Annotated in this window: 17 protein-coding genes and 1 tRNA gene; 15 read left to right on the top strand and 3 right to left on the bottom strand. The window is 68.0% G+C overall.

Going from position 1 to position 24,584, the window contains the following annotated elements:
* The first annotated feature begins 43 nt into the window (after positions 1–43).
* The gene (locus B7P34_RS18680) at positions 44–1,102 is read left to right on the top strand and encodes a UDP-N-acetylmuramate dehydrogenase (RefSeq protein ID WP_106677928.1); all 1,059 of its coding nucleotides are present in this window, start codon (positions 44–46) and stop codon (positions 1,100–1,102) included.
* 160 nt (positions 1,103–1,262) lie between these two features.
* On the opposite strand, the gene B7P34_RS18685 is transcribed toward B7P34_RS18680, so the two are convergent.
* Both B7P34_RS18685 and B7P34_RS18690 read right to left on the bottom strand, forming a co-directional pair.
* Entirely contained in the window at positions 1,263–2,285 is a 1,023-nt protein-coding gene (locus tag B7P34_RS18685; RefSeq protein WP_189382884.1) for an adenosine deaminase, read from the bottom strand.
* A 118-nt stretch (positions 2,286–2,403) separates the two neighbouring features.
* Entirely contained in the window at positions 2,404–3,651 is a 1,248-nt protein-coding gene (locus B7P34_RS18690) for a pyridoxal phosphate-dependent aminotransferase (RefSeq protein WP_106677932.1), read from the bottom strand.
* Between the two features lie 264 nt (positions 3,652–3,915).
* Between B7P34_RS18690 and B7P34_RS18695 the strand changes: the two genes are divergently transcribed.
* The 14 genes from B7P34_RS18695 to tuf all read left to right on the top strand — a co-directional run bounded on the left by B7P34_RS18695 (position 3,916) and on the right by tuf (position 22,079).
* A tRNA-Trp gene (locus B7P34_RS18695) sits at positions 3,916–3,988 on the top strand.
* A gap of 109 nt (positions 3,989–4,097) precedes the next feature.
* Complete coding sequence (gene secE / locus B7P34_RS18700) at positions 4,098–4,388, top strand: preprotein translocase subunit SecE (RefSeq protein ID WP_106677933.1); 291 nt, start codon at positions 4,098–4,100, stop codon at positions 4,386–4,388.
* Positions 4,389–4,469: 81 nt separating this feature from the next.
* Positions 4,470–5,357 carry a transcription termination/antitermination protein NusG gene (nusG, locus tag B7P34_RS18705; RefSeq protein ID WP_106677935.1) on the top strand — a complete coding sequence of 296 codons (888 nt, stop codon included), beginning with the start codon at positions 4,470–4,472 and terminating at the stop codon, positions 5,355–5,357.
* 161 nt (positions 5,358–5,518) lie between these two features.
* Positions 5,519–5,953 (top strand): 50S ribosomal protein L11, encoded by a 435-nt coding sequence (gene rplK, locus B7P34_RS18710; RefSeq protein ID WP_030368427.1) that lies wholly within the window; start codon positions 5,519–5,521, stop codon positions 5,951–5,953.
* A gap of 74 nt (positions 5,954–6,027) precedes the next feature.
* A complete protein-coding gene (rplA, locus tag B7P34_RS18715) occupies positions 6,028–6,744 on the top strand; it encodes a 50S ribosomal protein L1 (protein ID WP_106677937.1) in 717 nt (238 codons plus the stop codon).
* 220 nt (positions 6,745–6,964) lie between these two features.
* Entirely contained in the window at positions 6,965–7,906 is a 942-nt protein-coding gene (locus B7P34_RS18720; RefSeq protein WP_106677939.1) for a hypothetical protein, read from the top strand.
* 293 nt (positions 7,907–8,199) lie between these two features.
* Positions 8,200–8,730, top strand: a complete 531-nt coding sequence (gene rplJ, locus B7P34_RS18725; RefSeq protein ID WP_058046835.1) for a 50S ribosomal protein L10 — start codon at positions 8,200–8,202, stop codon at positions 8,728–8,730.
* A 107-nt stretch (positions 8,731–8,837) separates the two neighbouring features.
* The gene (rplL, locus tag B7P34_RS18730) at positions 8,838–9,224 is read left to right on the top strand and encodes a 50S ribosomal protein L7/L12 (protein ID WP_106677941.1); all 387 of its coding nucleotides are present in this window, start codon (positions 8,838–8,840) and stop codon (positions 9,222–9,224) included.
* A 572-nt stretch (positions 9,225–9,796) separates the two neighbouring features.
* A complete protein-coding gene (gene rpoB, locus B7P34_RS18740; RefSeq protein ID WP_106677942.1) occupies positions 9,797–13,279 on the top strand; it encodes a DNA-directed RNA polymerase subunit beta in 3,483 nt (1,160 codons plus the stop codon).
* A 97-nt stretch (positions 13,280–13,376) separates the two neighbouring features.
* Positions 13,377–17,291: a DNA-directed RNA polymerase subunit beta' gene (locus B7P34_RS18745; protein ID WP_106677943.1), complete on the top strand. Its 3,915-nt coding sequence runs from the start codon at positions 13,377–13,379 to the stop codon at positions 17,289–17,291.
* Between the two features lie 422 nt (positions 17,292–17,713).
* Positions 17,714–18,085: a 30S ribosomal protein S12 gene (rpsL, locus tag B7P34_RS18750; RefSeq protein WP_003948652.1), complete on the top strand. Its 372-nt coding sequence runs from the start codon at positions 17,714–17,716 to the stop codon at positions 18,083–18,085.
* A gap of 2 nt (positions 18,086–18,087) precedes the next feature.
* A complete protein-coding gene (rpsG, locus tag B7P34_RS18755) occupies positions 18,088–18,558 on the top strand; it encodes a 30S ribosomal protein S7 (RefSeq protein WP_004950419.1) in 471 nt (156 codons plus the stop codon).
* Between the two features lie 39 nt (positions 18,559–18,597).
* Positions 18,598–20,721, top strand: a complete 2,124-nt coding sequence (gene fusA / locus B7P34_RS18760) for an elongation factor G (RefSeq protein WP_106677944.1) — start codon at positions 18,598–18,600, stop codon at positions 20,719–20,721.
* 164 nt (positions 20,722–20,885) lie between these two features.
* Complete coding sequence (gene tuf / locus B7P34_RS18765) at positions 20,886–22,079, top strand: elongation factor Tu (RefSeq protein ID WP_106677946.1); 1,194 nt, start codon at positions 20,886–20,888, stop codon at positions 22,077–22,079.
* A 138-nt stretch (positions 22,080–22,217) separates the two neighbouring features.
* Here tuf and B7P34_RS18770 read toward each other — a convergent pair whose 3' ends face one another.
* Positions 22,218–24,350, bottom strand: coding sequence for a PIG-L family deacetylase (locus B7P34_RS18770; protein WP_223267986.1), 2,133 nt, complete (start codon positions 24,348–24,350; stop codon positions 22,218–22,220).
* Positions 24,351–24,584: the final 234 nt, after the last annotated feature.

Here is a 24,584-nt window from a genome sequence, read left to right on the forward strand (position 1 = left end):
CCCCGGCCCCGGACCGCCCCGCCGCACCCACCCGTACCCTGGTCTGGTGCAGGAACGACACGACGCCCCCCTCGCCCCCCTGACCACCTTCAGGCTCGGCGGCCCCGCCCGCCGCCTGATCACGGCCACCACCGACGCCGAGGTGATCGCCGCGGTCCGCGAGGCCGACGAGACCGGAACCCCCCTGCTGATCATCGGCGGCGGCAGCAACCTCGTCATCTCCGACAAGGGCTTCGACGGCACCGCCCTGCGCATCGCGACCACCGGCTTCACCCTCGACGGCACCGCCCTCGAACTGGCCGCCGGCGAGAACTGGTCCGACGCCGTCGCCCGCACCGTCGAAGCCGGCCTCGCCGGCATCGAGTGCCTCGCCGGCATCCCCGGCTCCGCCGGCGCCACGCCCATCCAGAACGTCGGCGCGTACGGCCAGGACGTCGCCCAGACGATCACCGAAGTGGTCGCGTACGACCGCCGCACCGGCGAGACGGTGACGCTCACCAACGCCGAGTGCGCCTTCTCGTACCGCCACAGCCGCTTCAAGGCGGACCCCGCCCGCTACGTCGTCCTCCGCGTCCGCTTCGAGCTGGAGGACGCGGACGGCCTGTCGGCGCCCATCCGCTACCCCGAGACGGCCCGCGCCCTCGGCGTCGAGGCGGGCGACCGGGTCCCCGCGGACCAGGCCCGCGAGACGGTCCTCAAGCTGCGCGCCGGCAAGGGCATGGTCCTCGACGCGGAGGACCACGACACGTGGTCGGCGGGCTCGTTCTTCTGCAACCCGATCCTGACCGAGGCGGAGCACGCGGCGTTCCTGGCCCGCGTCGCGGACCGCCTCGGCGCGGACGTGACGCCGCCCGCCTACCCGGCGGGGGAGGGCCTCATGAAGACGTCCGCGGCCTGGCTGATCGACAAGGCGGGGTTCACGAAGGGCTACGGGGCGGGGCCGGCGCGGATCAGCACGAAGCACACGCTTGCGCTCACGAACCGGGGTTCGGCTACGACCGAGGATCTTCTCGCTCTGGCCCGCGAGGTGCGGGCGGGTGTCCATGAGGCGTTCGGGGTGACCCTGGTGAACGAGCCGGTCACGGTCGGGGTGGCGCTGTAAGCAGGGGCCTTTCCCCACCCCGCCCCTTCCCGTAACCGGGGGCGAGCCCCCGGGCCCCCGTATCGCGCTGAACGCGCTCGGCCTCAAACGCCGGCCGGGCTGGATGGTTGCTGGAACGGGCCGGCAACCCCGGACGGCACCACCGTGGACGGCGAGCGCCTCAGGCGGCGCCCAGCCACCCGTCGATCCCCGCCAGCAACCCCGCCCGGACGGGCTCCGGCGCGGCCGACCCCCGTACCGACTGCCGCGCCAGCTCCGCCAGCTCGGCGTCCGTGAAGCCGTGGTGCTCGCGCACCAGCTCGTACTGCGCGGCGAGCCGCGAGCCGAAGAGCAGGGGGTCGTCCGCGCCGAGCGCTATCGGCACGCCGGCGTCCCACAGGGTCCGCAGCGGCACGTCGCCGGGCTTCTCGTAGACGCCGAGGGCGACGTTGGACGACGGGCAGACCTCGCAGGTCACGCCCCGCTCCGCGAGCTTCCGCAGCAGCCGCGGGTCTTCGGCGGCCCGCACCCCGTGGCCGACGCGCGACGCGTGCAGGTCGTCCATGCAGTCCCGGACGCTGCTCGGGCCCGAGAGCTCACCGCCGTGGGGCGCGGCCAGCAGCCCGCCCTCCCGCGCGATCTCGAACGCGCGGTCGAAGTCGCGCGCGAGGCCGCGCCGCTCGTCGTTGGAGAGCCCGAAGCCGACCACGCCGCGGTCGGCGTACCGCACGGCCAGCCGGGCCAGCGTCCGGGCGTCCAGGGGGTGTTTCATGCGGTTCGCGGCGACGAGCACCCGCATGCCCAGCCCGGTCTCCTTCGACGCGCTCTCGACCGCGTCCAGGATGATTTCCAGGGCGGGGATGAGGCCGCCCAGCCGCGGCGCGTAGGACGTCGGGTCGACCTGGATCTCCAGCCACCCGGAGCCGTCCCGGACGTCCTCCTCCGCGGCTTCCCGCACCAGCCGCTGGATGTCCTCGGGCGACCGCAGGCACGAGCGCGCGATGTCGTAGAGCCGCTGGAACCGGAACCAGCCCCGCTCGTCCGTGGCCCGCAGCTTCGGCGGCTCGCCGCTGCTCAGCGCTTCCGGGAGGTGCACCCCGTACTTGTCGGCGAGCTCCAGCAGGGTGGAAGGCCGCATCGAACCGGTGAAGTGCAGGTGCAGATGGGCTTTCGGCAGCAGACGGACGTTACGAACACTCTCCATTCGCAGATCCTGCCGCATGCACCCGGCGTACCGGAAGGGACTTTCCCTTAACGGGCGCCGCACCGAAAACGAATACGGGCCCCCGGCACAAGCCGGGGGCCCGTCATGGAGCGGGCGCTCAGTCGCGCGCCTCCGCCAGCAGCTTCTGGATCCGCGAGACGCCCTCGACCAGGTCCTCGTCGCCCAGCGCGTAGGACAGCCGCAGGTACCCCGGCGTGCCGAAGGCCTCGCCCGGCACCACCGCGACCTCGACCTCTTCCAGGATCAGCGCGGCGAGCTCGACGGACGTGGCGGGCCGCTTGCCGCGGATCTCCTTGCCGAGCAGCTCCTTGACCGACGGGTAGGCGTAGAACGCGCCCTCCGGCTCGGGGCAGAGCACGCCGTCGATCTCGTTGAGCATGCGCACGATCGTGCGGCGCCGCCGGTCGAAGGCGGTCTTCATCTCGTCGACGGCGGAGAGGTCGCCGGAGACGGCCGCGATCGCCGCCCGCTGTGCGACGTTGGACACATTCGACGTGGCGTGCGACTGCAGGTTCGTCGCGGCCTTGATCACGTCCTGGGGGGCGATGACCCACCCGACGCGCCAGCCGGTCATCGCGTACGTCTTGGCGACGCCGTTGACGACGATGCACTTGTCACGCAGCTCCGGCACGACCACCGGCAGGGACGAGAACTCGGCGTCGCCGTAGACCAGGTGCTCGTAGATCTCGTCCGTCAGCACCCACAGCCCGTGCTCCGCGGCCCAGCGGCCCACCGCCTCGACCTGCTCGCGCGAGTACACCGCACCGGTCGGGTTCGACGGCGAGACGAAGAGCAGCACCTTCGTCCGCTCGGTGCGGGCGGCCTCCAGCTGCTCGACCGACACCCGGTAGCCCGTGGTCTCGTCGGCCACGACCTCCACCGGCACGCCGCCCGCGAGGCGGATCGACTCGGGGTAGGTGGTCCAGTACGGGGCGGGGACGATGACCTCGTCGCCCGGGTCGAGGATCGCGGCGAAGGCCTCGTAGATGGCCTGCTTGCCGCCGTTGGTGACCAGCACCTGCGAGGCCTCGACCTGGTAGCCGGAGTCGCGCAGCGTCTTCGCGGCGATCGCGGCCTTCAGCTCGGGGAGGCCGCCGGCGGGCGTGTAGCGGTGGTTCTTCGGGTCGCGGCAGGCCTCCACCGCGGCCTCGACGATGTAGTCGGGGGTGGGGAAGTCGGGCTCGCCGGCGCCGAAGCCGATCACCGGGCGCCCGGCGGCCTTGAGGGCCTTGGCCTTGGCGTCGACGGCGAGGGTCGCGGACTCGGAGATCGCTCCGATGCGGGTCGACACCCGGCGCTCGGTGGGGGACTGGACGGTGGGCTCGGAAGGAGTCGCAGCGGTCATGGGGGCATCGTTGCAGACGTGGGACGAAGCGGGCACACCCGTTTCACGGGCGGTTCGCGCGTGCCCCGGCCGAGCCGTGACCGAGCCCCGGCAATGCCCCGGAATGCAACGTTCCGACCCCGCTCCGGACCCGCCCCGGCACAAGCTGTTCGACGCACGCCCCCGGAGCACGTACACTCATCCACCGTTGGCCCTCACCGGCCGCGATCCGGCTCCGCACACACCGTGCGCACGCCCGGATGCGGTACGTTGGGGAAACCACAAAGGGTCGTAGCTCAATTGGTAGAGCACTGGTCTCCAAAACCAGCGGTTGGGGGTTCAAGTCCCTTCGGCCCTGCTACACGCATCGTCACCAGGGTGCGTGCGTGCGTACGTAGAGAAATGCACCGCCGTGCGGCTCAACCGGGCGCGGCACGGCTCACGACCCGGATTCAGGTGAGGACGTAGTGACGGAAGCCCTTGGCTCCACCGCGACGCCTGAGAGCGGTCGTCCCGAGGACGAGGTGGCCGCCAGGAAGGGCCGCCGTGGCGGGAAGCGCGGGAAGAAGGGCCCCTTCGGCCGCCTCGCGCTCTTCTACCGTCAGATCGTCGCAGAGCTCCGCAAGGTCGTCTGGCCCACCCGGGGCCAGCTGTCGACGTACACCACCGTGGTGATCGTCTTTGTCGTCATCGTCATTGGCCTGGTCACCGTGATTGACTATGGGTTCACCAACGCCGTCAAGTACGTCTTCGGCTGAATCCGCGGGTAGGGCGGCTGCCGTGAGGCGAGCCGCCCCTTTCGCACGTTCCACCCCTTGTAGCCAGGAAGAAGCAGCCACGTGTCTGACCCGAACCTGAACGACGCCGCCGAGAAGGCCGCTGAGGCGGCAGAGGCCGACGTGGATGCCACTGTCTCGGCCGAGGTCGAGGGCGACGACACCGCGCAGGAGATCGTCGAGGGCGCCGACGCCGCCGACGAGCTCGACGCCGAGGAAGCCGCCGCCGGCGAGCCGGCCGAGGAGGCCGCCCTCCACGTCGAGTCCGACGAGGCCGCCGAGGACGAGGACGCCGAGGAAGCCGCCGAGGAGGCCGCCGCGGAGGAGCCCGCCGCCGACCCGATCGAGGCCCTCCGCGAGGAGCTCCGCGGCCTGCCCGGCGAGTGGTACGTCATCCACACCTACGCCGGTTACGAGAACCGCGTGAAGACCAACCTCGAGCAGCGCGCCGTCTCGCTCAACGTCGAGGACTACATCTTCCAGGCCGAGGTGCCGCAGGAGGAGGTCGTCCAGATCAAGAACGGCGACCGCCGCACCGTCCGCCAGAACAAGCTCCCGGGCTACGTCCTGGTGCGCATGGACCTGACGAACGAGTCCTGGGGCGTCGTCCGCAACACCCCGGGCGTCACCGGCTTCGTCGGCAACGCCTACGACCCGTACCCGCTGACGCTGGACGAGATCGTCAAGATGCTCGCCCCGGAGGCCGAGGAGAAGGCCGCCCGCGAGGCCGCCGAGGCCGAGGGCAAGCCGGCGCCGCAGCGCAAGGTCGAGGTCCAGGTCCTGGACTTCGAGGTCGGCGACTCGGTCACCGTCACCGACGGCCCGTTCGCCACCCTGCAGGCCACGATCAACGAGATCAACGCCGACTCGAAGAAGGTCAAGGGCCTCGTCGAGATCTTCGGCCGCGAGACCCCGGTCGAGCTCAGCTTCGACCAGATCCAGAAGAACTGACACCTTCTGGCACACAAGCCACCGAACAGGTCAGACCCGCTCGTACAGGGGTCTGACCTCTCGGTTTTTGGCCCGGCCACGTTACCCGTTATCGTGGTGCGGTATGCCTGCGCGCACTGTGCGCATGGCAAAAAAACTCTCACTAGGACCCGGAGAGAGCAATGCCTCCCAAGAAGAAGAAGGTCACGGGGCTTATCAAGCTCCAGATCAGCGCCGGTGCCGCGAACCCGGCTCCGCCGGTCGGCCCCGCGCTGGGCCAGCACGGCGTCAACATCATGGAGTTCTGCAAGGCCTACAACGCCGCGACCGAGTCGCAGCGTGGCATGGTCGTGCCGGTGGAGATCACGGTCTACGAGGACCGTTCCTTCACCTTCGTGACCAAGACTCCGCCGGCCGCGAAGCTGATCCTCAAGGCCGCGGGCGTGGAGAAGGGCTCCGGCGAGCCGCACAAGACCAAGGTCGCCAAGATCACCGAGGCGCAGGTCCGCGAGATCGCCACCACCAAGATGCCCGACCTGAACGCCAACGACCTGGACGCCGCCGCGAAGATCATCGCCGGCACCGCCCGCTCCATGGGCATCACGGTCGAGGGCTGATCAGCCACCCCCCAGCAGTACCCGTGGAAGGGCCGGCGCGGCCCGTACCACGACTCCAATCCTGAGGAGAAGCAGTGAAGCGCAGCAAGACTCTTCGCAACGTGGACGCGAAGATCGACCGGGAGCGTCTGTACGCCCCGCTCGAGGCCGTCCGCCTGGCGAAGGAGACGTCCTCCGTGAAGTTCGACGCGACCGTCGAGGTTGCCTTCCGCCTGGGTGTCGACCCGCGCAAGGCCGACCAGATGGTCCGTGGCACCGTGAACCTTCCGCACGGCACCGGTAAGACCGCCCGGGTCCTGGTCTTCGCGACCGGCGACCGTGCCGAGGCCGCGCGTGCCGCGGGTGCCGACATCGTCGGCGCCGACGAGCTCATCGACGAGGTCGCGAAGGGCCGCCTGGACTTCGACGCCGTCGTCGCCACCCCGGACCTCATGGGCAAGGTCGGCCGCCTCGGCCGCGTGCTCGGTCCGCGTGGTCTGATGCCGAACCCGAAGACCGGCACCGTCACCCCGGACACGGCCAAGGCCGTGACCGACATCAAGGGCGGCAAGATCGAGTTCCGCGTCGACAAGCACTCGAACCTGCACTTCATCATCGGCAAGGTCTCCTTCGACGAGGCCAAGCTGGTGGAGAACTACGCCGCTGCGCTTGAGGAGATCACCCGTCTCAAGCCGTCCGCCGCGAAGGGCCGCTACATCAAGAAGGCGACCCTGACCACCACGATGGGCGCCGGCATCCCGCTGGACAGCAACCGCACCCGCAACCTCCTGGTGGAGGACGAGACCGTCTGATCCTGACCGGATCCGACGCCTCGGCGCGTTAGCGAACGAGCAGGCCCCGCATCTCCTGGCGAGATGCGGGGCCTGCTCGTTTTTTGACGCGGCTCGCTTCTGACGCGGCTCGTTTTTGACGCAGCCCGTACGCGTCCCGTACGCCCCCGGCCCCGCCCTCCGCCCGGCCCGTGAACTAACGTTCACATTGATCGCTTTTGAGTAGAGGGGGGCAAGACACATGCACGAGTCCACCTGGAAGCGCCTGAGCCTGTCGGTGACGGCCGTGGCCCTGCTGGCGGGCGTCGCGGCCTGCGGGGGCGGCGAGAAGGGCGACAAGGCCGCCTCGGGGGCCTCCGCGAAGGCGGAGAAGCAGCCCGCGGCCGGCGTGTCGGTCGAGGCCGTCAACGCGGCCTTCAAGAAGACGCAGGCCGCGAAGTCGGCCAAGTTCGAGATGACCATGAAGATGCCGGGCCTCGGGGACCAGCCCCTGACCGTCCGGTCGTCCGGCGTCATGAGCTGGGACCCCACCGCCGTGGACCAGCGCATGACCGGGCTGCCCGGCAAGGACGGCGCTCCCGCCGAGTCCCACTCCCTCACGATCGGCACCGCCACGTACACCGACATGGGTGAGGAGGGTGCCGCCAAGAACGACGGCAAGCGCTGGATGAAGGTCGACCTCGCCGCCATGGCGAAGGAGTCCGGCAACGACTCCAAGGGGCTCCAGCAGCTCCTGGGAGGCGGCCAGGGCCAGAGCCAGGACCCGGCCAAGCAGATGGCGCTCCTCAAGGCCTCGCCGAACGTCAAGCTGGTCGGCGAGGAGACGGTCGGCGGCAAGAAGGCCCAGCACTACAAGGGCACGCTCACCGCGGAGGAGGCCGTGAAGTCCAACCAGAGCCTCGACGGCCTCGGGGAGAAGGACCGGCAGGAGCTGCTGGACACCATCAAGCAGGCCGGCATCACCCAGTACGACATGGACGTCTGGCTCGACTCCGGCGACCTCCCCGTGAAGCTGGTCATGAACATGGACACGGCCAAGGGCCGGATGGAGATCAGCGAGACGCTGACCGACTACGGCACGCCCGTCAGCGTCCAGGCGCCCCCGGCGGACCAGACCGTCGATCTGCTGGAGAGGCTCAAGAAGATGAAGGAGACCGGCGACACCCCGTCGCTGCCCTCCTGACCTGCGCGGATGCGGTCGCCCGGGGGTCGATTTGCTTCCGGGCGCCCCGTTCACGTACCTTCTTCCAGAAGCCAAAGACCGCTGGTCGTTGCTGTGCCTCCATCCGGAGGTGTGGTGGCCGAAGGATCCGCTAGCTGCGGGCGACCTGCGCAGGTGATTTGAGGAAGCACTCCCGCGACGACTTCGGGTCGAAGCGGTCGAGTTACGCCCCGAGCGCCTGCGCCGGGGCGTTTCGTTTTGCCCAGGTCCCTTCGCGCGAGCGGTCCGAATCACCCGGAAGGAGGCCGAGGCTCATGGCGACGTCCGCCAAGGCTGCTGCGGTTGCCGAGCTGACGGACAAGTTCCGTAGCTCGAATGCCGCTGTGCTGACCGAGTACCGCGGTCTCACCGTGGCGCAGCTCAAGACGCTGCGCCGTTCGCTCGGTGAGAACGCCCAGTACGCCGTGGTGAAGAACACGCTGACCCAGATCGCGGCCCGTGAGGCCGGGATCACGCTGGAGGACCAGCTCTTCGCTGGCCCGACGGCCGTTGCCTTCGTCACCGGTGACCCGGTGGAGTCGGCGAAGGGTCTCCGTGACTTCGCCAAGGAGAACCCGAACCTCATCATCAAGGGCGGTGTCCTTGATGGCAAGGCGCTCTCCGCTGATGAGATCAAGAAGCTTGCGGACCTCGAGTCCCGCGAGGTTCTGCTCAGCAAGCTGGCCGGTGCCATGAAGGGCAAGCAGTCCCAGGCTGCCTCGCTCTTCCAGGCGCTGCCGACGAAGCTCGTCCGCACTGCGGACGCGCTGCGCGCCAAGCTCGCCGAGCAGGGCGGTGCCGAGTAATTCGGCTCGCGCATTGACCGGTGCCGCCTGGCACCGGTCGCAGCGGGCCGTACGCCCGCCGACATGTACATCCCGGCACCTGCCGATTTAGTGGAAGGACCGCCATCATGGCGAAGCTGACCAAGGACGAGCTGCTCGCGCAGTTCGAGGAGATGACCCTCATCGAGCTGGCCGAGTTCGTCTCCGCCTTCGAGGAGAAGTTCGACGTCACCGCCGCCGCCGCTGCGCCGGTCGTCATGGCCGGCGGCGTCGCCGGTGGCGCCGCTGAGGCCGTCGAGGAGAAGGACGAGTTCGACGTCATCCTCACCGCCGCCGGTGACAAGAAGATCCAGGTCATCAAGGTCGTGCGTGAGCTGACCTCCCTGGGTCTGAAGGAGGCCAAGGACCTCGTCGACGGCACCCCGAAGCCGGTCCTCGAGAAGGTCGCCAAGGACGCCGCGGAGAAGGCCGCCGAGGCCCTCAAGGGCGCCGGCGCCTCCGTCGAGGTCAAGTAACCTCTTGGTCATGCGCCTACCGGCGCGTGGCCTCGCGAGTCGTCTGACTCTTTCCGCCGGCGGCTGCCGGTAGCCAACGGGCGATCACCCATGCGGGTGGTCGCCCGTCGGCGTTTCCCCGGACGGCTGCGCGGAGCACGTCCCCGGGGCGAGTATGGTGATCTTCGTTGCCCTCCCGGACGGGCCGTGGGCCTTGACGAACGCGACGGGGCGCGCAATTCTCAGGACGCGTCGCCACATCGGTCCACCGTCCGAGGCATGGATCGAAGGCGAAGAGGGAAGTCTTGCGTCAGGCGATGCCTGCAGGCGTCCGCCGCACGGCGAGGGACAACAGGATCCCGGAGGGAGAGATTGGTATCGCACCGGTCTCCGCACATCCGCTCTGGACATCAGTGGGCCAAGTGGCTACACTGACCCTTTGCGCTGCCTGTTAGCTGCTCCCTGCCCGTCACCAGGGGCATGCCCACTATCGAGCACAGCCGATGGAAACCCGCTGACCTGGGATTTCTTTCGATGCACGGAGTGGGGCCGGTACGCGCGTAGTGAGTCCGAGCCCTCGGAAGGACCCCCTCTTGGCCGCCTCGCGCAACGCCTCGACTGCCAATACGAACAACGGCGCCAGCACCGCCCCGCTGCGCATCTCTTTTGCGAAGATCAAGGAGCCCCTCGAGGTTCCGAACCTCCTCGCGCTGCAGACCGAGAGCTTCGACTGGCTGCTCGGCAACGCCGCCTGGAAGGCTCGCGTCGAGGCTGCGCTGGAGTCCGGTCAGGACGTCCCCACCAAGTCCGGTCTGGAGGAGATCTTCGAGGAGATCTCCCCGATCGAGGACTTCTCCGGGTCGATGTCGCTGACCTTCCGCGACCACCGTTTCGAGCCCCCGAAGAACTCGATCGACGAGTGCAAGGAGCGCGACTTCACGTACGCGGCCCCGCTCTTCGTCACGGCCGAGTTCACCAACAACGAGACCGGTGAGATCAAGTCTCAGACGGTCTTCATGGGCGACTTCCCGCTCATGACCAACAAGGGCACCTTCTGCATCAACGGCACCGAGCGTGTCGTCGTCTCGCAGCTGGTCCGCTCGCCCGGCGTCTACTTCGACTCCGCCATCGACAAGACGTCCGACAAGGACATCTTCACGGCCAAGATCATCCCGTCCCGGGGTGCCTGGCTGGAGATGGAGGTCGACAAGCGCGACATGGTCGGCGTCCGCATCGACCGCAAGCGCAAGCAGTCCGTCACCGTCCTCCTGAAGGCCCTCGGCTGGACCACCGAGCAGATCCTTGAGGAGTTCGGCGAGTACGAGTCCATGCGCGCCACCCTGGAGAAGGACCACACCCAGGGCCAGGACGACGCGCTGCTCGACATCTACCGCAAGCTGCGTCCGGGCGAGCCGCCGACCCGTGAGGCCGCGCAGACGCTGCTCGAGAACCTCTACTTCAACCCGAAGCGCTACGACCTCGCGAAGGTCGGCCGCTACAAGGTCAACAAGAAGCTGGGCGCGGACGCCCCGCTCGACGCCGGCGTGCTCACGGTCGACGACGTCATCGCGACGATCAAGTACCTGGTCAAGCTGCACGCGGGCGAGCAGGAGACGGTCGGCGAGAACGGCACCTCGATCGTCGTCGAGACCGACGACATCGACCACTTCGGCAACCGTCGTCTGCGCAACGTCGGCGAGCTCATCCAGAACCAGGTCCGCACGGGTCTGGCTCGTATGGAGCGCGTCGTCCGCGAGCGGATGACCACCCAGGACGTCGAGGCGATCACGCCGCAGACCCTGATCAACATCCGGCCGGTCGTCGCCTCCATCAAGGAGTTCTTCGGCACCAGCCAGCTGTCCCAGTTCATGGACCAGACCAACCCGCTGTCGGGTCTGACCCACAAGCGCCGTCTGTCGGCGCTGGGTCCGGGCGGTCTCTCCCGTGAGCGGGCCGGCTTCGAGGTCCGAGACGTCCACCCGTCGCACTACGGCCGCATGTGCCCGATCGAGACGCCCGAAGGCCCGAACATCGGTCTGATCGGCTCGCTCGCCTCCTACGGCCGCGTCAACGCGTTCGGCTTCGTCGAGACCCCGTACCGCAAGGTCGTCGAGGGCGTCGTCACCGACGACGTCGACTACCTGACTGCTGACGAGGAAGACCGCTTCGTCATCGCCCAGGCGAACGCCCCCCTCACCGAGGACATGCGCTTCGCCGAGTCCCGCGTGCTGGTCCGCCGCCGTGGCGGCGAGATCGACTACATCGCCGGCGACGACGTCGACTACATGGACGTCTCCCCGCGCCAGATGGTGTCGGTCGCGACCGCCATGATCCCGTTCCTCGAGCACGACGACGCCAACCGCGCGCTCATGGGATCGAACATGATGCGCCAGGCCGTTCCGCTGATCAAGGCGGAGGCCCCGCTGGTCGGCACCGGCATGGAGTACCGCTGTGCGGTCGACGCCGGTGACGTCATCAAGGCGGAGAAGGACGGTGTCGTCCAGGAGGTCTCCGCCGACTACGTCACGGTGGCCAACGACGACGGCACGTACAACACGTACCGCGTCGCCAAGTTCTCCCGCTCCAACCAGGGCACGTCCTTCAACCAGAAGGTCGTCGTCGACGAGGGCGCCCGCGTCGTCGCCGGCCAGGTGCTCGCCGACGGCCCGTCCACGGACGAGGGCGAGATGGCCCTCGGCAAGAACCTGCTCGTGGCGTTCATGCCGTGGGAGGGTCACAACTACGAGGACGCGATCATCCTGTCGCAGCGCCTCGTCCAGGACGACGTCCTCTCCTCGATCCACATCGAGGAGCACGAGGTCGACGCCCGAGACACCAAGCTCGGCCCGGAGGAGATCACCCGGGACATCCCGAACGTCTCCGAGGAGGTCCTCGCCGACCTCGACGAGCGCGGCATCATCCGCATCGGTGCCGAGGTCGTCGCCGGCGACATCCTGGTCGGCAAGGTCACCCCGAAGGGTGAGACCGAGCTGACCCCGGAGGAGCGCCTGCTCCGCGCGATCTTCGGTGAGAAGGCCCGTGAGGTCCGTGACACCTCGCTGAAGGTCCCGCACGGCGAGATCGGCAAGGTCATCGGCGTCCGCGTCTTCGACCGCGAGGAGGGCGACGAGCTTCCCCCGGGCGTGAACCAGCTGGTCCGCGTCTACGTCGCCCAGAAGCGCAAGATCACCGACGGTGACAAGCTCGCCGGCCGTCACGGCAACAAGGGTGTCATCTCCAAGATCCTTCCGGTCGAGGACATGCCGTTCCTCGAGGACGGCACCCCGGTCGACATCATCCTCAACCCGCTCGGTGTCCCGTCCCGAATGAACCCGGGACAGGTCCTCGAGATCCACCTCGGCTGGCTCGCCAGCCGCGGCTGGAAGGTCGAGGGCGACGAGGACTGGATGAAGCGTCTGCAGGCCATCGGCGCCGACGACGTCGCGCCTGGCACCAACGTCGCCACCCCGGTCTTCGACGGCGCCCGCGAGGACGAGATCGCCGGCCTCTTCGAGTCCACGATCCCGAACCGCGACGGCGAGCGCATGGTGCTCCCCTCCGGCAAGGCCCGGATGTTCGACGGCCGCTCCGGCGAGCCGTTCCCGGACCCGATCTCCGTCGGGTACATGTACATCCTCAAGCTGCACCACCTGGTCGACGACAAGCTGCACGCCCGTTCGACCGGCCCGTACTCCATGATCACCCAGCAGCCGCTGGGTGGTAAGGCTCAGTTCGGTGGCCAGCGCTTCGGTGAGATGGAGGTGTGGGCGCTGGAGGCATACGGCGCCGCGTACGCCCTCCAGGAGCTGCTGACCATCAAGTCCGACGACGTGACCGGCCGCGTGAAGGTCTACGAGGCCATCGTCAAGGGCGAGAACATCCCCGAGCCCGGCATTCCCGAGTCCTTCAAGGTGCTCATCAAGGAAATGCAGTCCCTCTGCCTCAACGTGGAGGTGCTGTCCTCGGACGGCATGTCCATCGAGATGCGCGACACGGACGAGGACGTCTTCCGCGCTGCGGAAGAGCTCGGTATCGACCTGTCCCGGCGCGAGCCGAGCAGCGTCGAAGAGGTCTGACGGGTCTGACGGGGGGCTCGCCAAGAGCCCCCCGTCGTCCCCGGACCCCCTCAGACCACTGATGAAGACACGACCCTGAAAGAGGGATTGACGAACAGTGCTCGACGTCAACTTCTTCGACGAGCTGCGGATCGGCCTGGCGACCGCGGACGACATCCGAACCTGGTCCCACGGCGAGGTCAAGAAGCCGGAGACCATCAACTACCGCACCCTGAAGCCCGAAAAGGACGGACTCTTCTGCGAGAAGATCTTCGGTCCGACCCGGGACTGGGAGTGCTACTGCGGCAAGTACAAGCGTGTCCGCTTCAAGGGCATCATCTGTGAGCGCTGTGGCGTCGAGGTCACCCGCGCCAAGGTGCGCCGTGAGCGGATGGGCCACATCGAGCTGGCCGCTCCCGTCACCCACATCTGGTACTTCAAGGGCGTCCCGTCGCGTCTGGGCTACCTGCTCGACCTCGCCCCGAAGGACCTCGAGAAGGTCATCTACTTCGCCGCCTACATGATCACGTGGGTGGACGAGGAGCGCCGCACGCGCGACCTGCCCTCGCTGGAGGCCCACGTCTCCGTCGAGCGCCAGCAGATCGAGCAGCGCCGCGACGCCGACCTGGAGGCCCGCGCCAAGAAGCTCGAGGCCGACCTGGCCGAGCTCGAGGCCGAGGGTGCCAAGGCCGACGTGCGCCGCAAGGTGCGCGAGGGCGCCGAGCGTGAGATGAAGCAGCTGCGCGACCGCGCGCAGCGCGAGATCGACCGCCTCGACGAGGTCTGGAACCGCTTCAAGAACCTCAAGGTCCAGGACCTCGAGGGCGACGAGCTGCTCTACCGCGAGCTGCGCGACCGCTTCGGCACCTACTTCATGGGTGCGATGGGCGCCGCCGCGCTGCAGAAGCGCCTGGAGTCCTTCGACCTCGACGAGGAGGCCGAGCGCCTCCGCGAGATCATCCGGACCGGCAAGGGCCAGAAGAAGACCCGTGCGCTCAAGCGCCTCAAGGTCGTCTCCGCCTTCCTGCAGACCCGCAACAGCCCCAGCGGCATGGTGCTGGACTGCATCCCCGTGATCCCGCCGGACCTGCGTCCGATGGTGCAGCTGGACGGTGGCCGCTTCGCGACCTCCGACCTGAACGACCTGTACCGCCGTGTGATCAACCGCAACAACCGTCTGAAGCGTCTGCTCGACCTCGGTGCCCCCGAGATCATCGTGAACAACGAGAAGCGGATGCTCCAGGAGGCGGTCGACGCCCTCTTCGACAACGGCCGTCGCGGTCGCCCGGTCACGGGCCCCGGCAACCGTCCGCTGAAGTCCCTCAGCGACATGCTGAAGGGTAAGCAGGGTCGATTCCGTCAGAACCTGCTCGGTAAGCGCGTCGACTACTCGGCCCGTTCCGTCATCGTCGTCGGTCCGCAGCTGAAGCTGCACCAGTGCGGTCTGCCCAAGGCCATGGCGCTGGAGCTCTTCAAGCCGTTCGTGATGAAGCGCCTGGTCGACCTGAACCACGCGCAGAACATCAAGTCGGCCAAGCGCATGGTCGAGCGCGGCCGCACCGTCGTGTACGACGTCCTCGAAGAGGTCATCGCCGAGCACCCGGTGCTGCTGAACCGTGCGCCCACCCTGCACCGCCTCGGCATCCAGGCCTTCGAGCCGCAGCTGGTCGAGGGCAAGGCCATCCAGATCCACCCGCTCGTCTGCACCGCGTTCAACGCGGACTTCGACGGTGACCAGATGGCCGTCCACCTGCCGCTCTCCGCGGAGGCGCAGGCCGAGGCCCGCATCCTGATGCTGTCCTCGAACAACATCCTCAAGCCGGCCGACGGCCGTCCGGTCACCATGCCGACCCAGGACATGGTGCTGGGCCTGTTCTTCCTCACCACCGACGAGGAAGAGCGCAAGGTCATCGGCGAGGGCCGGTCCTTCGGCTCGGTCGCCGAGGCGATCATGGCGTTCGACGCCCGTGAGCTCTCGCTCCAGGCGAAGGTCGACATCCGCTTCCCGATCGGCACCGTTCCCCCGCGCGGCTGGGTTCCCCCGGTCGAAGAGGGGGATGACGACGGCGTCGGGGCTGCTGAGTGGCAGCAGGGCGACAGCTTCCGCCTGCGCACCACCCTGGGCCGCGCGCTCTTCAACGAGCTGCTGCCCGAGGACTACCCGTTCGTGGACTACTCGGTGGGCAAGAAGCAGCTCTCCGAGATCGTCAACGACCTGGCCGAGCGTTACCCCAAGGTCATCGTGGCGGCGACGCTCGACAACCTGAAGGCGGCCGGCTTCCACTGGGCGACCCGTTCCGGCGTCACCGTGGCCATCTCCGACGTCGTCGTTCCCGAGGCGAAGAAGGAGATCGTCAAGGGCTACGAGGCGCAGGACGAGAAGGTCCAGAAGCAGTACGAGCGCGGTCTGATCACCAAGGACGAGCGCACGCAGGAGCTCATCGCGATCTGGACCAAGGCGACCAACGAGGTTGCCGAGGCGATGAACGCGAACTTCCCCAAGACGAACCCCATCTTCATGATGGTTGACTCGGGTGCCCGAGGAAACATGATGCAGATGCGGCAGATCGCCGGTATGCGTGGTCTGGTGTCGAACGCGAAGAACGAGACCATTCCGCGACCCATTAAGGCGTCGTTCCGTGAGGGTCTCTCCGTGCTGGAGTACTTCATCTCCACCCACGGTGCCCGTAAGGGTCTCGCGGACACCGCCCTCCGTACCGCCGACTCGGGTTACCTGACCCGTCGTCTGGTGGACGTCTCGCAGGACGTCATCATCCGCGAGGAGGACTGCGGCACCGAGCGCGGCCTCAAGCTGCAGATCGCGTCCCGCGGTGCCGACGGCGTGCTGCGCAAGGCCGAGGACGTCGAGACCAGCGTCTACGCCCGCATGCTGGCCGAGGACGTCGTCATCGACGGCAAGGTCATCGCGCCGGCCAACGTCGACCTCGGTGACGTGCTCATCGACCAGCTCGTCGCCAACGGCGTCGAGACGGTCAAGACCCGTTCGGTCCTCACCTGTGAGTCCGCGGTCGGCACCTGTGCCTTCTGCTACGGCCGCTCGCTGGCGACCGGCAAGCTGGTGGACATCGGTGAGGCGGTCGGCATCATCGCCGCCCAGTCCATCGGTGAGCCCGGTACCCAGCTGACGATGCGTACCTTCCACACCGGTGGTGTGGCCGGTGACGACATCACCCAGGGTCTGCCCCGTGTCGTCGAGCTCTTCGAGGCCCGTACGCCCAAGGGTGTCGCCCCGATCTCCGAGGCCGCCGGCCGCGTGCGGATCGAGGAGACCGAGAAGACCAAGAAGATCGTCGTCACTCCGGACGACGGCTCCGAGGAGACCGCCTACGCGATCTCCAAGCGTGCCCGTCTGCTGGTCAGCGAGGGCGAGCACGTCGAGGTGGGCCAGAAGCTCACCGTGGGTGCCACCAACCCGCACGACGTGCTGCGCATCCTGGGCCAGCGCGCCGTCCAGGTCCACCTGGTCGGCGAGGTCCAGAAGGTCTACAACTCGCAGGGCGTGTCGATCCACGACAAGCACATCGAGATCATCATCCGGCAGATGCTGCGCCGCGTGACGATCATCGAGTCCGGCGACGCGGAGCTGCTGCCGGGCGAGCTCGTGGAGCGCTCGCGCTTCGAGGGCGAGAACCGTCGTGTGGTCACCGAGGGCGGTCACCCCGCCTCCGGCCGTCCGCAGCTGATGGGTATCACCAAGGCCTCGCTGGCGACGGAGTCCTGGCTGTCGGCCGCCTCCTTCCAGGAGACGACCCGAGTCCTGACGGATGCGGCGATCAACGCCAAGTCCGACAGCCTCATCGGCCTCAAGGAGAACGTCATCATCGGTAAGCTCATCCCGGCCGGTACGGGCCTGTCCCGCTACCGCAACATCCGGGTGGAGCCCACCGAGGAGGCCAAGGCCGCGATGTACTCGGCCGTCGGTTACGACGACATCGACTACTCGCCCTTCGGCACCGGCTCCGGCCAGGCGGTCCCGCTGGAGGACTACGACTACGGTCCGTACAACCAGTAAGTCGCAAGCGGTACGTTCACAGGGCGGTCACCCCACCGGGGTGGCCGCCCTGCGGCGTACCGGGGGAGCGCCGGCCGCGTGATTTCACCCATACGCGCGACACCAACCGCCCGCAGCCCCGGCGAATCGTGACATATGCAGCACATCGGGGTGTCCTCCGCGTGTGCATTTGTTTTGACCGCAGCCCATGCGCTAGGTAGGCTCTGACCTTGTGCCTGGGGTGTCCCTGGGCTCTCGTGCGTGCCCACAGTCCGTGCGGGAGACCGGACCTCTCGGATCTTCTCGGTCCGAAGCGGTCGAAGACACCGAAATCTGCGCCCTTTCCGTTCTCGGCAGGGGTCTGCAGCATTCGACACGCCCGACCGCGTGGGTCGGCGGGTTCCCAGGTTAGTTTTATCGAGATCACAGAAACCGGAGAAACGGTGCCTACGATCCAGCAGCTGGTCCGGAAGGGCCGGCAGGACAAGGTCGAGAAGAACAAGACGCCCGCACTCGAGGGTTCGCCCCAGCGCCGCGGCGTCTGCACGCGTGTGTTCACGACCACCCCGAAGAAGCCGAACTCGGCGCTCCGTAAGGTCGCGCGTGTGCGCCTGACCTCCGGCATCGAGGTCACCGCTTACATTCCGGGTGAGGGCCACAACCTGCAGGAGCACTCCATCGTGCTCGTCCGCGGTGGCCGTGTGAAGGACCTGCCGGGTGTTCGCTACAAGATCATCCGCGGTTCCCTCGACACGCAGGGCGTCAAGAACCGTAAGCAGGCTCGCAGCCGCTACGGCGCCAAGAAGGAGAAGTAAGAATGCCTCGTAAGGGCCCCGCCCCGAAGCGCCCGGTCATCATCGACCCGGTTTACGGCTCCCCTCTGGTGACGTCGCTGATCAACAAGATCCTCCTGCACGGCAAGCGCTCCACCGCTGAGCGCATCGTGTACGGCGCCATGGAGGGTCTGCGCGAGAAGACCGGCAACGACCCGGTCATCACCCTCAAGCGCGCTCTCGAGAACGTCAAGCCGGCTCTCGAGGTCAAGTCCCGCCGCGTCGGTGGCGCCACCTACCAGGTGCCGGTCGAGGTCCGTCCGGGCCGCGCCTCCACCCTGGCGCTGCGCTGGCTGGTCGGTTACTCCCGCGCCCGTCGCGAGAAGACCATGACCGAGCGCCTCATGAACGAGCTGCTGGACGCCTCGAACGGTCTCGGCGCCTCGGTCAAGAAGCGTGAGGACACGCACAAGATGGCCGAGTCCAACAAGGCCTTCGCGCACTACCGCTGGTAGTCGCTACCCCCATCGAGAACCGAGAGAAGACTGAGCCATATGGCCACCACTTCGCTTGACCTGGCCAAGGTCCGCAACATCGGGATCATGGCCCACATCGACGCGGGCAAGACGACCACCACCGAGCGGATCCTGTTCTACACCGGTGTTTCGTACAAGATCGGTGAGGTCCACGATGGCGCTGCCACCATGGACTGGATGGAGCAGGAGCAGGAGCGTGGCATCACGATCACGTCCGCTGCCACCACCTGCCACTGGCCGCTGAACAACGTCGACCACACCATCAACATCATCGACACCCCGGGTCACGTCGACTTCACCGTCGAGGTGGAGCGCTCCCTGCGCGTGCTCGACGGTGCCGTGACGGTGTTCGACGGCGTTGCCGGTGTCGAGCCCCAGTCCGAGACCGTTTGGCGTCAGGCGGACCGCTACGGCGTGCCGCGCATCTGCTTCGTCAACAAGCTCGACCGTACGGGTGCCGAGTTCCACCGCTGTGTCGACATGATCGTCGACCGCCTGGGCGCGGTTCCGCTGGTCATGCAGCTGCCGATCGGCACCGAGGCCGACTTCAAGGGCGTGGTCGACCTCGTCCAGATGAAGGCGCTGGTCTGGTCCGCCGAGGCCGCCAAGGGCGAGATGTACGACGTCGTCGACATCCCGGACACCCACATCGAGGCTGCCGAGGAATGGCGCGGCAAGCTCCTCGAGGGCGTTGCCGAGAACGACGAAGAGATGATGGAGCTCTTCCTCGAGGGCCAGGAGCCCACCGAGGAGCAGCTGATGGCGGCCATCCGCCGCATCACCCTCGCGTCGAAGGGCGGCGGCGACTCCGTCACCGTCACCCCGGTGTTCTGTGGTACCGCGTTCAAGAACAAGGGCGTGCAGCCCCTGCTCGACGCCGTGGTCCGCTACCTGCCGTCGCCGCTGGACATCGAGGCCGTCGAGGGCCACGCGGTCAACGACGCCGACGAGGTCGTGAAGCGCAAGCCGTCCGACGACGAGCCGTTCGCCGGCCTTGCCTTCAAGATCATGAGCGACCCGCACCTCGGCAAGCTCACCTTCGTCCGGGTTTACTCGGGCCGCATGACGGCGGGCACCCAGGTGCAGAACTCCGTCAAGGGCAAGAAGGAGCGCATCGGCAAGATCTACCGGATGCACGCGAACAAGCGTGAGGAGATCGAGTCGGTGGGTGCCGGTGACATCGTCGCCGTCATGGGTCTGAAGCAGACCACCACCGGTGAGACCCTCTGCGACGCGTCCAACCCGGTGATCCTCGAGTCGATGGACTTCCCGGCTCCGGTCATCCAGGTCGCCATTGAGCCCAAGTCCAAGGGCGACCAGGAGAAGCTGGGTGTCGCCATCCAGCGCCTCGCCGAGGAGGACCCGTCCTTCCAGGTCCACACGGACGAGGAGACGGGCCAGACCATCATCGCGGGTATGGGCGAGCTGCACCTCGACGTGCTGGTCGACCGTATGAAGCGTGAGTTCAAGGTCGAGGCCAACGTCGGCAAGCCGCAGGTCGCGTACCGCGAGACGATCCGCAAGGCCGTCGAGCGTATCGACTACACGCACAAGAAGCAGACTGGTGGTTCCGGCCAGTTCGCGAAGGTGCAGATCGCGATCGAGCCCCTCGAGGGCGACGGTTACGAGTTCGAGAACAAGGTCACCGGTGGCCGCATCCCGCGGGAGTACATCCCGTCCGTGGACGCGGGTTGCCAGGAGGCCATGGAGTTCGGTGTTCTGGCCGGCTACCCGCTGACCGGCGTCAAGGTGACGCTGCTCGACGGTGCCTTCCACGACGTCGACTCCTCGGAGCTCGCGTTCAAGATCGCCGGCTCCATGGCGTTCAAGGAGGGTGCTCGCAAGGCGTCGCCGGCTCTTCTGGAGCCGATGATGTCGGTCGAGGTCACCACCCCCGAGGACTACATGGGTGACGTCATCGGTGACATCAACTCCCGCCGTGGCCAGATCCAGGCCATGGAGGACCGTCACGGCGCCAAGCTCGTCAAGGGCCTGGTTCCGCTGTCGGAGATGTTCGGCTACGTCGGCGACCTCCGCAGCAAGACTTCGGGTCGCGCAAGCTACTCGATGCAGTTCGACTCCTACGCCGAGGTTCCGCGGAACGTCGCCGAGGAGATCATCGCGAAGGCCAAGGGCGAGTAACGAGCTCCGTCTCCACAGACGAGGCTCACGCCTTAGGCTTGACACCGGCTGTCGGGGCATACCACCGCAAAACTGGCGGTGTGCCCCGGCGGGCGGCTCCCCAGCAAAGATCCCTGGCGCCGACCCAATCCAGGCGTACAGAACCACTCCACAGGAGGACCCCAGTGGCGAAGGCGAAGTTCGAGCGGACTAAGCCGCACGTCAACATCGGCACCATCGGTCACGTCGACCACGGTAAGACCACTCTTACCGCGGCGATCACCAAGGTGCTGCACGACGCGTACCCGGAGCTGAACCCCTTCACGCCGTTCGACGAGATCGACAAGGCGCCCGAAGAGCGTCAGCGTGGTATCACCATCTCGATCGCGCACGTCGAGTACCAGACCGAGTCGCGTCACTACGCCCACGTCGACTGCCCGGGTCACGCGGACTACATCAAGAACATGATCACCGGTGCCGCCCAGATGGACGGCGCGATCCTCGTGGTCGCCGCGACCGACGGTCCGATGCCGCAGACCAAGGAGCACGTGCTCCTGGCCCGCCAGTCCGGCGTTCCGTACATCGTCGTCGCCCTGAACAAGGCCGACATGGTGGACGACGAGGAGATCCTGGAGCTCGTCGAGCTCGAGGTCCGTGAGCTCCTCAACGAGTACGAGTTCAACGGCGACGACGCTCCGGTCGTCCGCGTCTCCGCGCTGAAGGCGCTGGAGGGCGACAAGGAGTGGGGCGAGAAGCTCCTCGGCCTGATGAAGGCCGTCGACGAGAACATCCCGCAGCCCGAGCGTGACGTCGACAAGCCGTTCCTGATGCCGATCGAGGACGTCTTCACGATCACCGGTCGTGGCACCGTCGTCACCGGTCGTATCGAGCGTGGTGTCCTCAAGGTCAACGAGACCGTCGACATCATCGGCATCAAGACCGAGAAGACCACCACCACGGTCACCGGCATCGAGATGTTCCGCAAGCTGCTCGACGAGGGCCAGGCCGGTGAGAACGTCGGTCTGCTCCTCCGTGGCATCAAGCGCGAGGACGTCGAGCGCGGCCAGTGCATCATCAAGCCGGGTTCGGTCACCCCGCACACCGAGTTCGAGGCCACGGCCTACATCCTGTCGAAGGACGAGGGTGGCCGTCACACCCCGTTCTTCAACAACTACCGTCCGCAGTTCTACTTCCGTACGACTGACGTGACCGGTGTTGTGACCCTCAAGGAGGGCACGGAGATGGTCATGCCCGGCGACAACGCCGAGATGTCCGTTTCCCTCATCCAGCCCGTCGCGATGGAGGAGGGCCTGCGCTTCACCATCCGTGAGGGTGGCCGCACCGTCGGCGCCGGCCAGGTCACCAAGATCAACAAGTAAGTTCTCTCTTACTTGAGGGTCTGAAAGACCTGAGAAGGCCCGCACATCTTCGGATGTGCGGGCCTTCTCGCATTTTCACCCGGGCCCACGTTTTCACTCGGGCGCACGTTTTCACCCGGAAGGGTGAACGGGCGTACGTCAGGTGTGGGGGATTTCCGGGCGCCAGAGCCAGGGGCGCGCGTCCGGGCTCATCCCGGCGACGCACAGCTGGTGACCCGCGTCGGTGGTCATGGCGGAGGTGCCCACGGGCACCAGCTCGGCGTCCGAGTGGACCGTCTCGGAGTCCCCGGAGGCGTCGGTGAGCTGTATCTCGCCGTTCACCGCCCGCCCGAGCACCATGACGGCGTCCTTGCCGCCCCGGGCGGCCAGCGTGTGGGCGGCGAGCGGCCCGTAACCCGCGAAGTCCTGCAGCTCGGTGGTGCGGACGTCCCCCGTGCCGTCGGACCCCGGCGTGAAGGTGCCGACCGTCGGCCGGACGGCGGCGGGGGAGCGGTAGACGAGCGTCAGGGCGCCCTCCGGGCCGAGTGCCGCACCAGGAAGCCCGCCCGGCTGCGGCAGGCCCTTCAGGGGCGCGTACTGGACCGGCTTGCCGGGCTCCTCCTGCGTCCAGTGGTGGACGGTGTCGCGCCCGGTGCCGAAGACGTGGACGCGCTTGTTCTCGTCGAGGACGGCGACCAGGCCGTCCTGGATCTCCTGCCCGTGCAGGCTCTGCCACTTCCCCCAGGTGCCGTCGGCCTCGCGCACCCGGCTGGAGACGCCCTTGCCCGCGTTGCGGACGAAGAGGTGCACGCGCCCGTCGGGCGCCGCGACGGCGGCGGGCATGCCGACGCGGCGGCCGCGGTCGGGGCGGTGCTCGGGGTTGCCGAGGCCCTGCCAGGCCTTGAAGGCGCCGCCGGGGGAGCGCTCCTCCAGGACGACGATCTCGCGGGTGTCGGGGCGGCCCTGGCCCGTGAGGGCCGAGAACCGCAGGGCGAACAGCAGCCGGCGCCCCTGGGAGTCCTGGACGGAGGCCAGGGCGGGCGCGAGCGGGCCGCCGCCCAGGTTCTGCGGGTCGCTCCAGCGGCCGCTGCCGGGCCGGGTCTCCTGCCAGCGCACGGCCTGGGTGCCCAGCACGCCGAAGGCCTCCAGCCGGCCGTCCTTGCCGGTGCCGGGGGCAGGAGAGACCGTGGGGCCCTCGTAGCGGTAGTGGGTGGAGCGGATCCAGCCCTTGCGGTTCTTCATCGGGCGGTCGCCGCCCTGGCCGTAGTCGCCGCAGCCACTGGGATTGCCGCACTCCCACGAGGGGTCGCCGCCGTACGCCTCGACCAGCCGGTGCTTCTGCTCGATCACCTCGGGCGGCAGGTTGTGCGGCCAGCGCTGGTTGTAGTAGCCGCGGAAGGACGTGGTCACGAAGCGGGGCGGGTGGCCCTGGCGCTTGGTGGCGTCGGCCACCCACTGCGAGAGCGCCTTCCAGGTGAAGAGCGCGGTCGGGGTGTGGTCGCGGTGGTCGGAGCAGGCCCCGTAGTCGTTGTCCTTGGGGTGGGTGGCGTCGTGGACCTGGTAGTCGGGGTCCGGGTCCATGGTGTGGATCACCGTGGGCCGGAACCGGTCCATGATCGTGGCCAGAGTGTCCACCAGCGTGCCGTGCCGGTACGTGCTGGAGGTCGTGCACGGCGAGCCGGTGGCGACGAGCGACTGCATCTCGCCCTCCGGCCGCTCCCACAGCAGGGGCAGCCGCATGTCTCCCGCCGAGAGCATGGCGATGTTGAGGAAGATCAGCTGGGCCCTGCGGTCGCCGTTGGCGAGCTCGTTGGTCTCGGCCTTGACGCCGTTGCCCAGGTCCAGGACGGACTTCTTCCAGCCCGTGAACTTGTCCAGGCCGATCATCTCGGCGTACGCCTGGCGCAGGCCCTGGTGGCGGGCGGAGGAGTAGGCGGCCTTGTCGGGCTTGCTCTTGGGCATGCCCTCGATCCAGTTCTGCCCGACGGCCTCGCCGGCCGTGACGTAGACCGAGACGACGGGGACCCCCGCCCGCACGATGTGCTCGGCGTCCGGGTTCATGAAGTACAGGTCGTCGTCGGGGTGCGCCATGACCTGCAGCAGCAGGGCGTCGCCGGCGTTGCTGAACGACTGCGTGGCGCTGGGGTCCACCGCTCTTATGGGGTTGGGGGAGGCCTTGGGCTTCTTCTTGCCGCCCTCCCCGCTGCACCCCGCCGCGAGGGCCGCGGTCGTGGCGGCCAGCCCGGCGAGGGCGGTCCGGCGGGATATCACCATGCGCTGTGAGATGTTCAACTACATGACTCCGTCCCGTTGTGCAGCACGCAGTTCCCTGCCCCTGCTGCCCCAGCGTGATAGGGGACGATCGAGGGGGCGCGGCGGTTGCCCAGGCCTCGGCAAACCCCGGCAAAAGCCGGTTTTCCCGGCCCCGCGGCGACGTTCGCCGAGCGACCCGGGGGACCGAAGCGGCGGTCGAGGTGTAAGAGCCATAGTGTCCCGTATGTCGGCGGGGTGGTTTGACAACTGAGC

Source organism: Streptosporangium nondiastaticum (genome assembly GCF_003011965.1).
Taxonomy (GTDB): domain Bacteria; phylum Actinomycetota; class Actinomycetes; order Streptomycetales; family Streptomycetaceae; genus Streptomyces; species Streptomyces nondiastaticus.

Coding starts and splice junctions, on each gene's coding strand:
- B7P34_RS18685 (WP_189382884.1), bottom strand. CDS start 2,285: ATGGAGAGTGTTCGTAACGTCCGTCTGCTGCCGAAAGCCCATCTGCAC.
- B7P34_RS18690 (WP_106677932.1), bottom strand. CDS start 3,651: ATGACCGCTGCGACTCCTTCCGAGCCCACCGTCCAGTCCCCCACCGAG.
- rplK (WP_030368427.1), top strand. CDS start 5,519: ATGCCTCCCAAGAAGAAGAAGGTCACGGGGCTTATCAAGCTCCAGATC.
- B7P34_RS18720 (WP_106677939.1), top strand. CDS start 6,965: ATGCACGAGTCCACCTGGAAGCGCCTGAGCCTGTCGGTGACGGCCGTG.
- rplJ (WP_058046835.1), top strand. CDS start 8,200: ATGGCGACGTCCGCCAAGGCTGCTGCGGTTGCCGAGCTGACGGACAAG.
- rplL (WP_106677941.1), top strand. CDS start 8,838: ATGGCGAAGCTGACCAAGGACGAGCTGCTCGCGCAGTTCGAGGAGATG.
- rpsG (WP_004950419.1), top strand. CDS start 18,088: ATGCCTCGTAAGGGCCCCGCCCCGAAGCGCCCGGTCATCATCGACCCG.
- fusA (WP_106677944.1), top strand. CDS start 18,598: ATGGCCACCACTTCGCTTGACCTGGCCAAGGTCCGCAACATCGGGATC.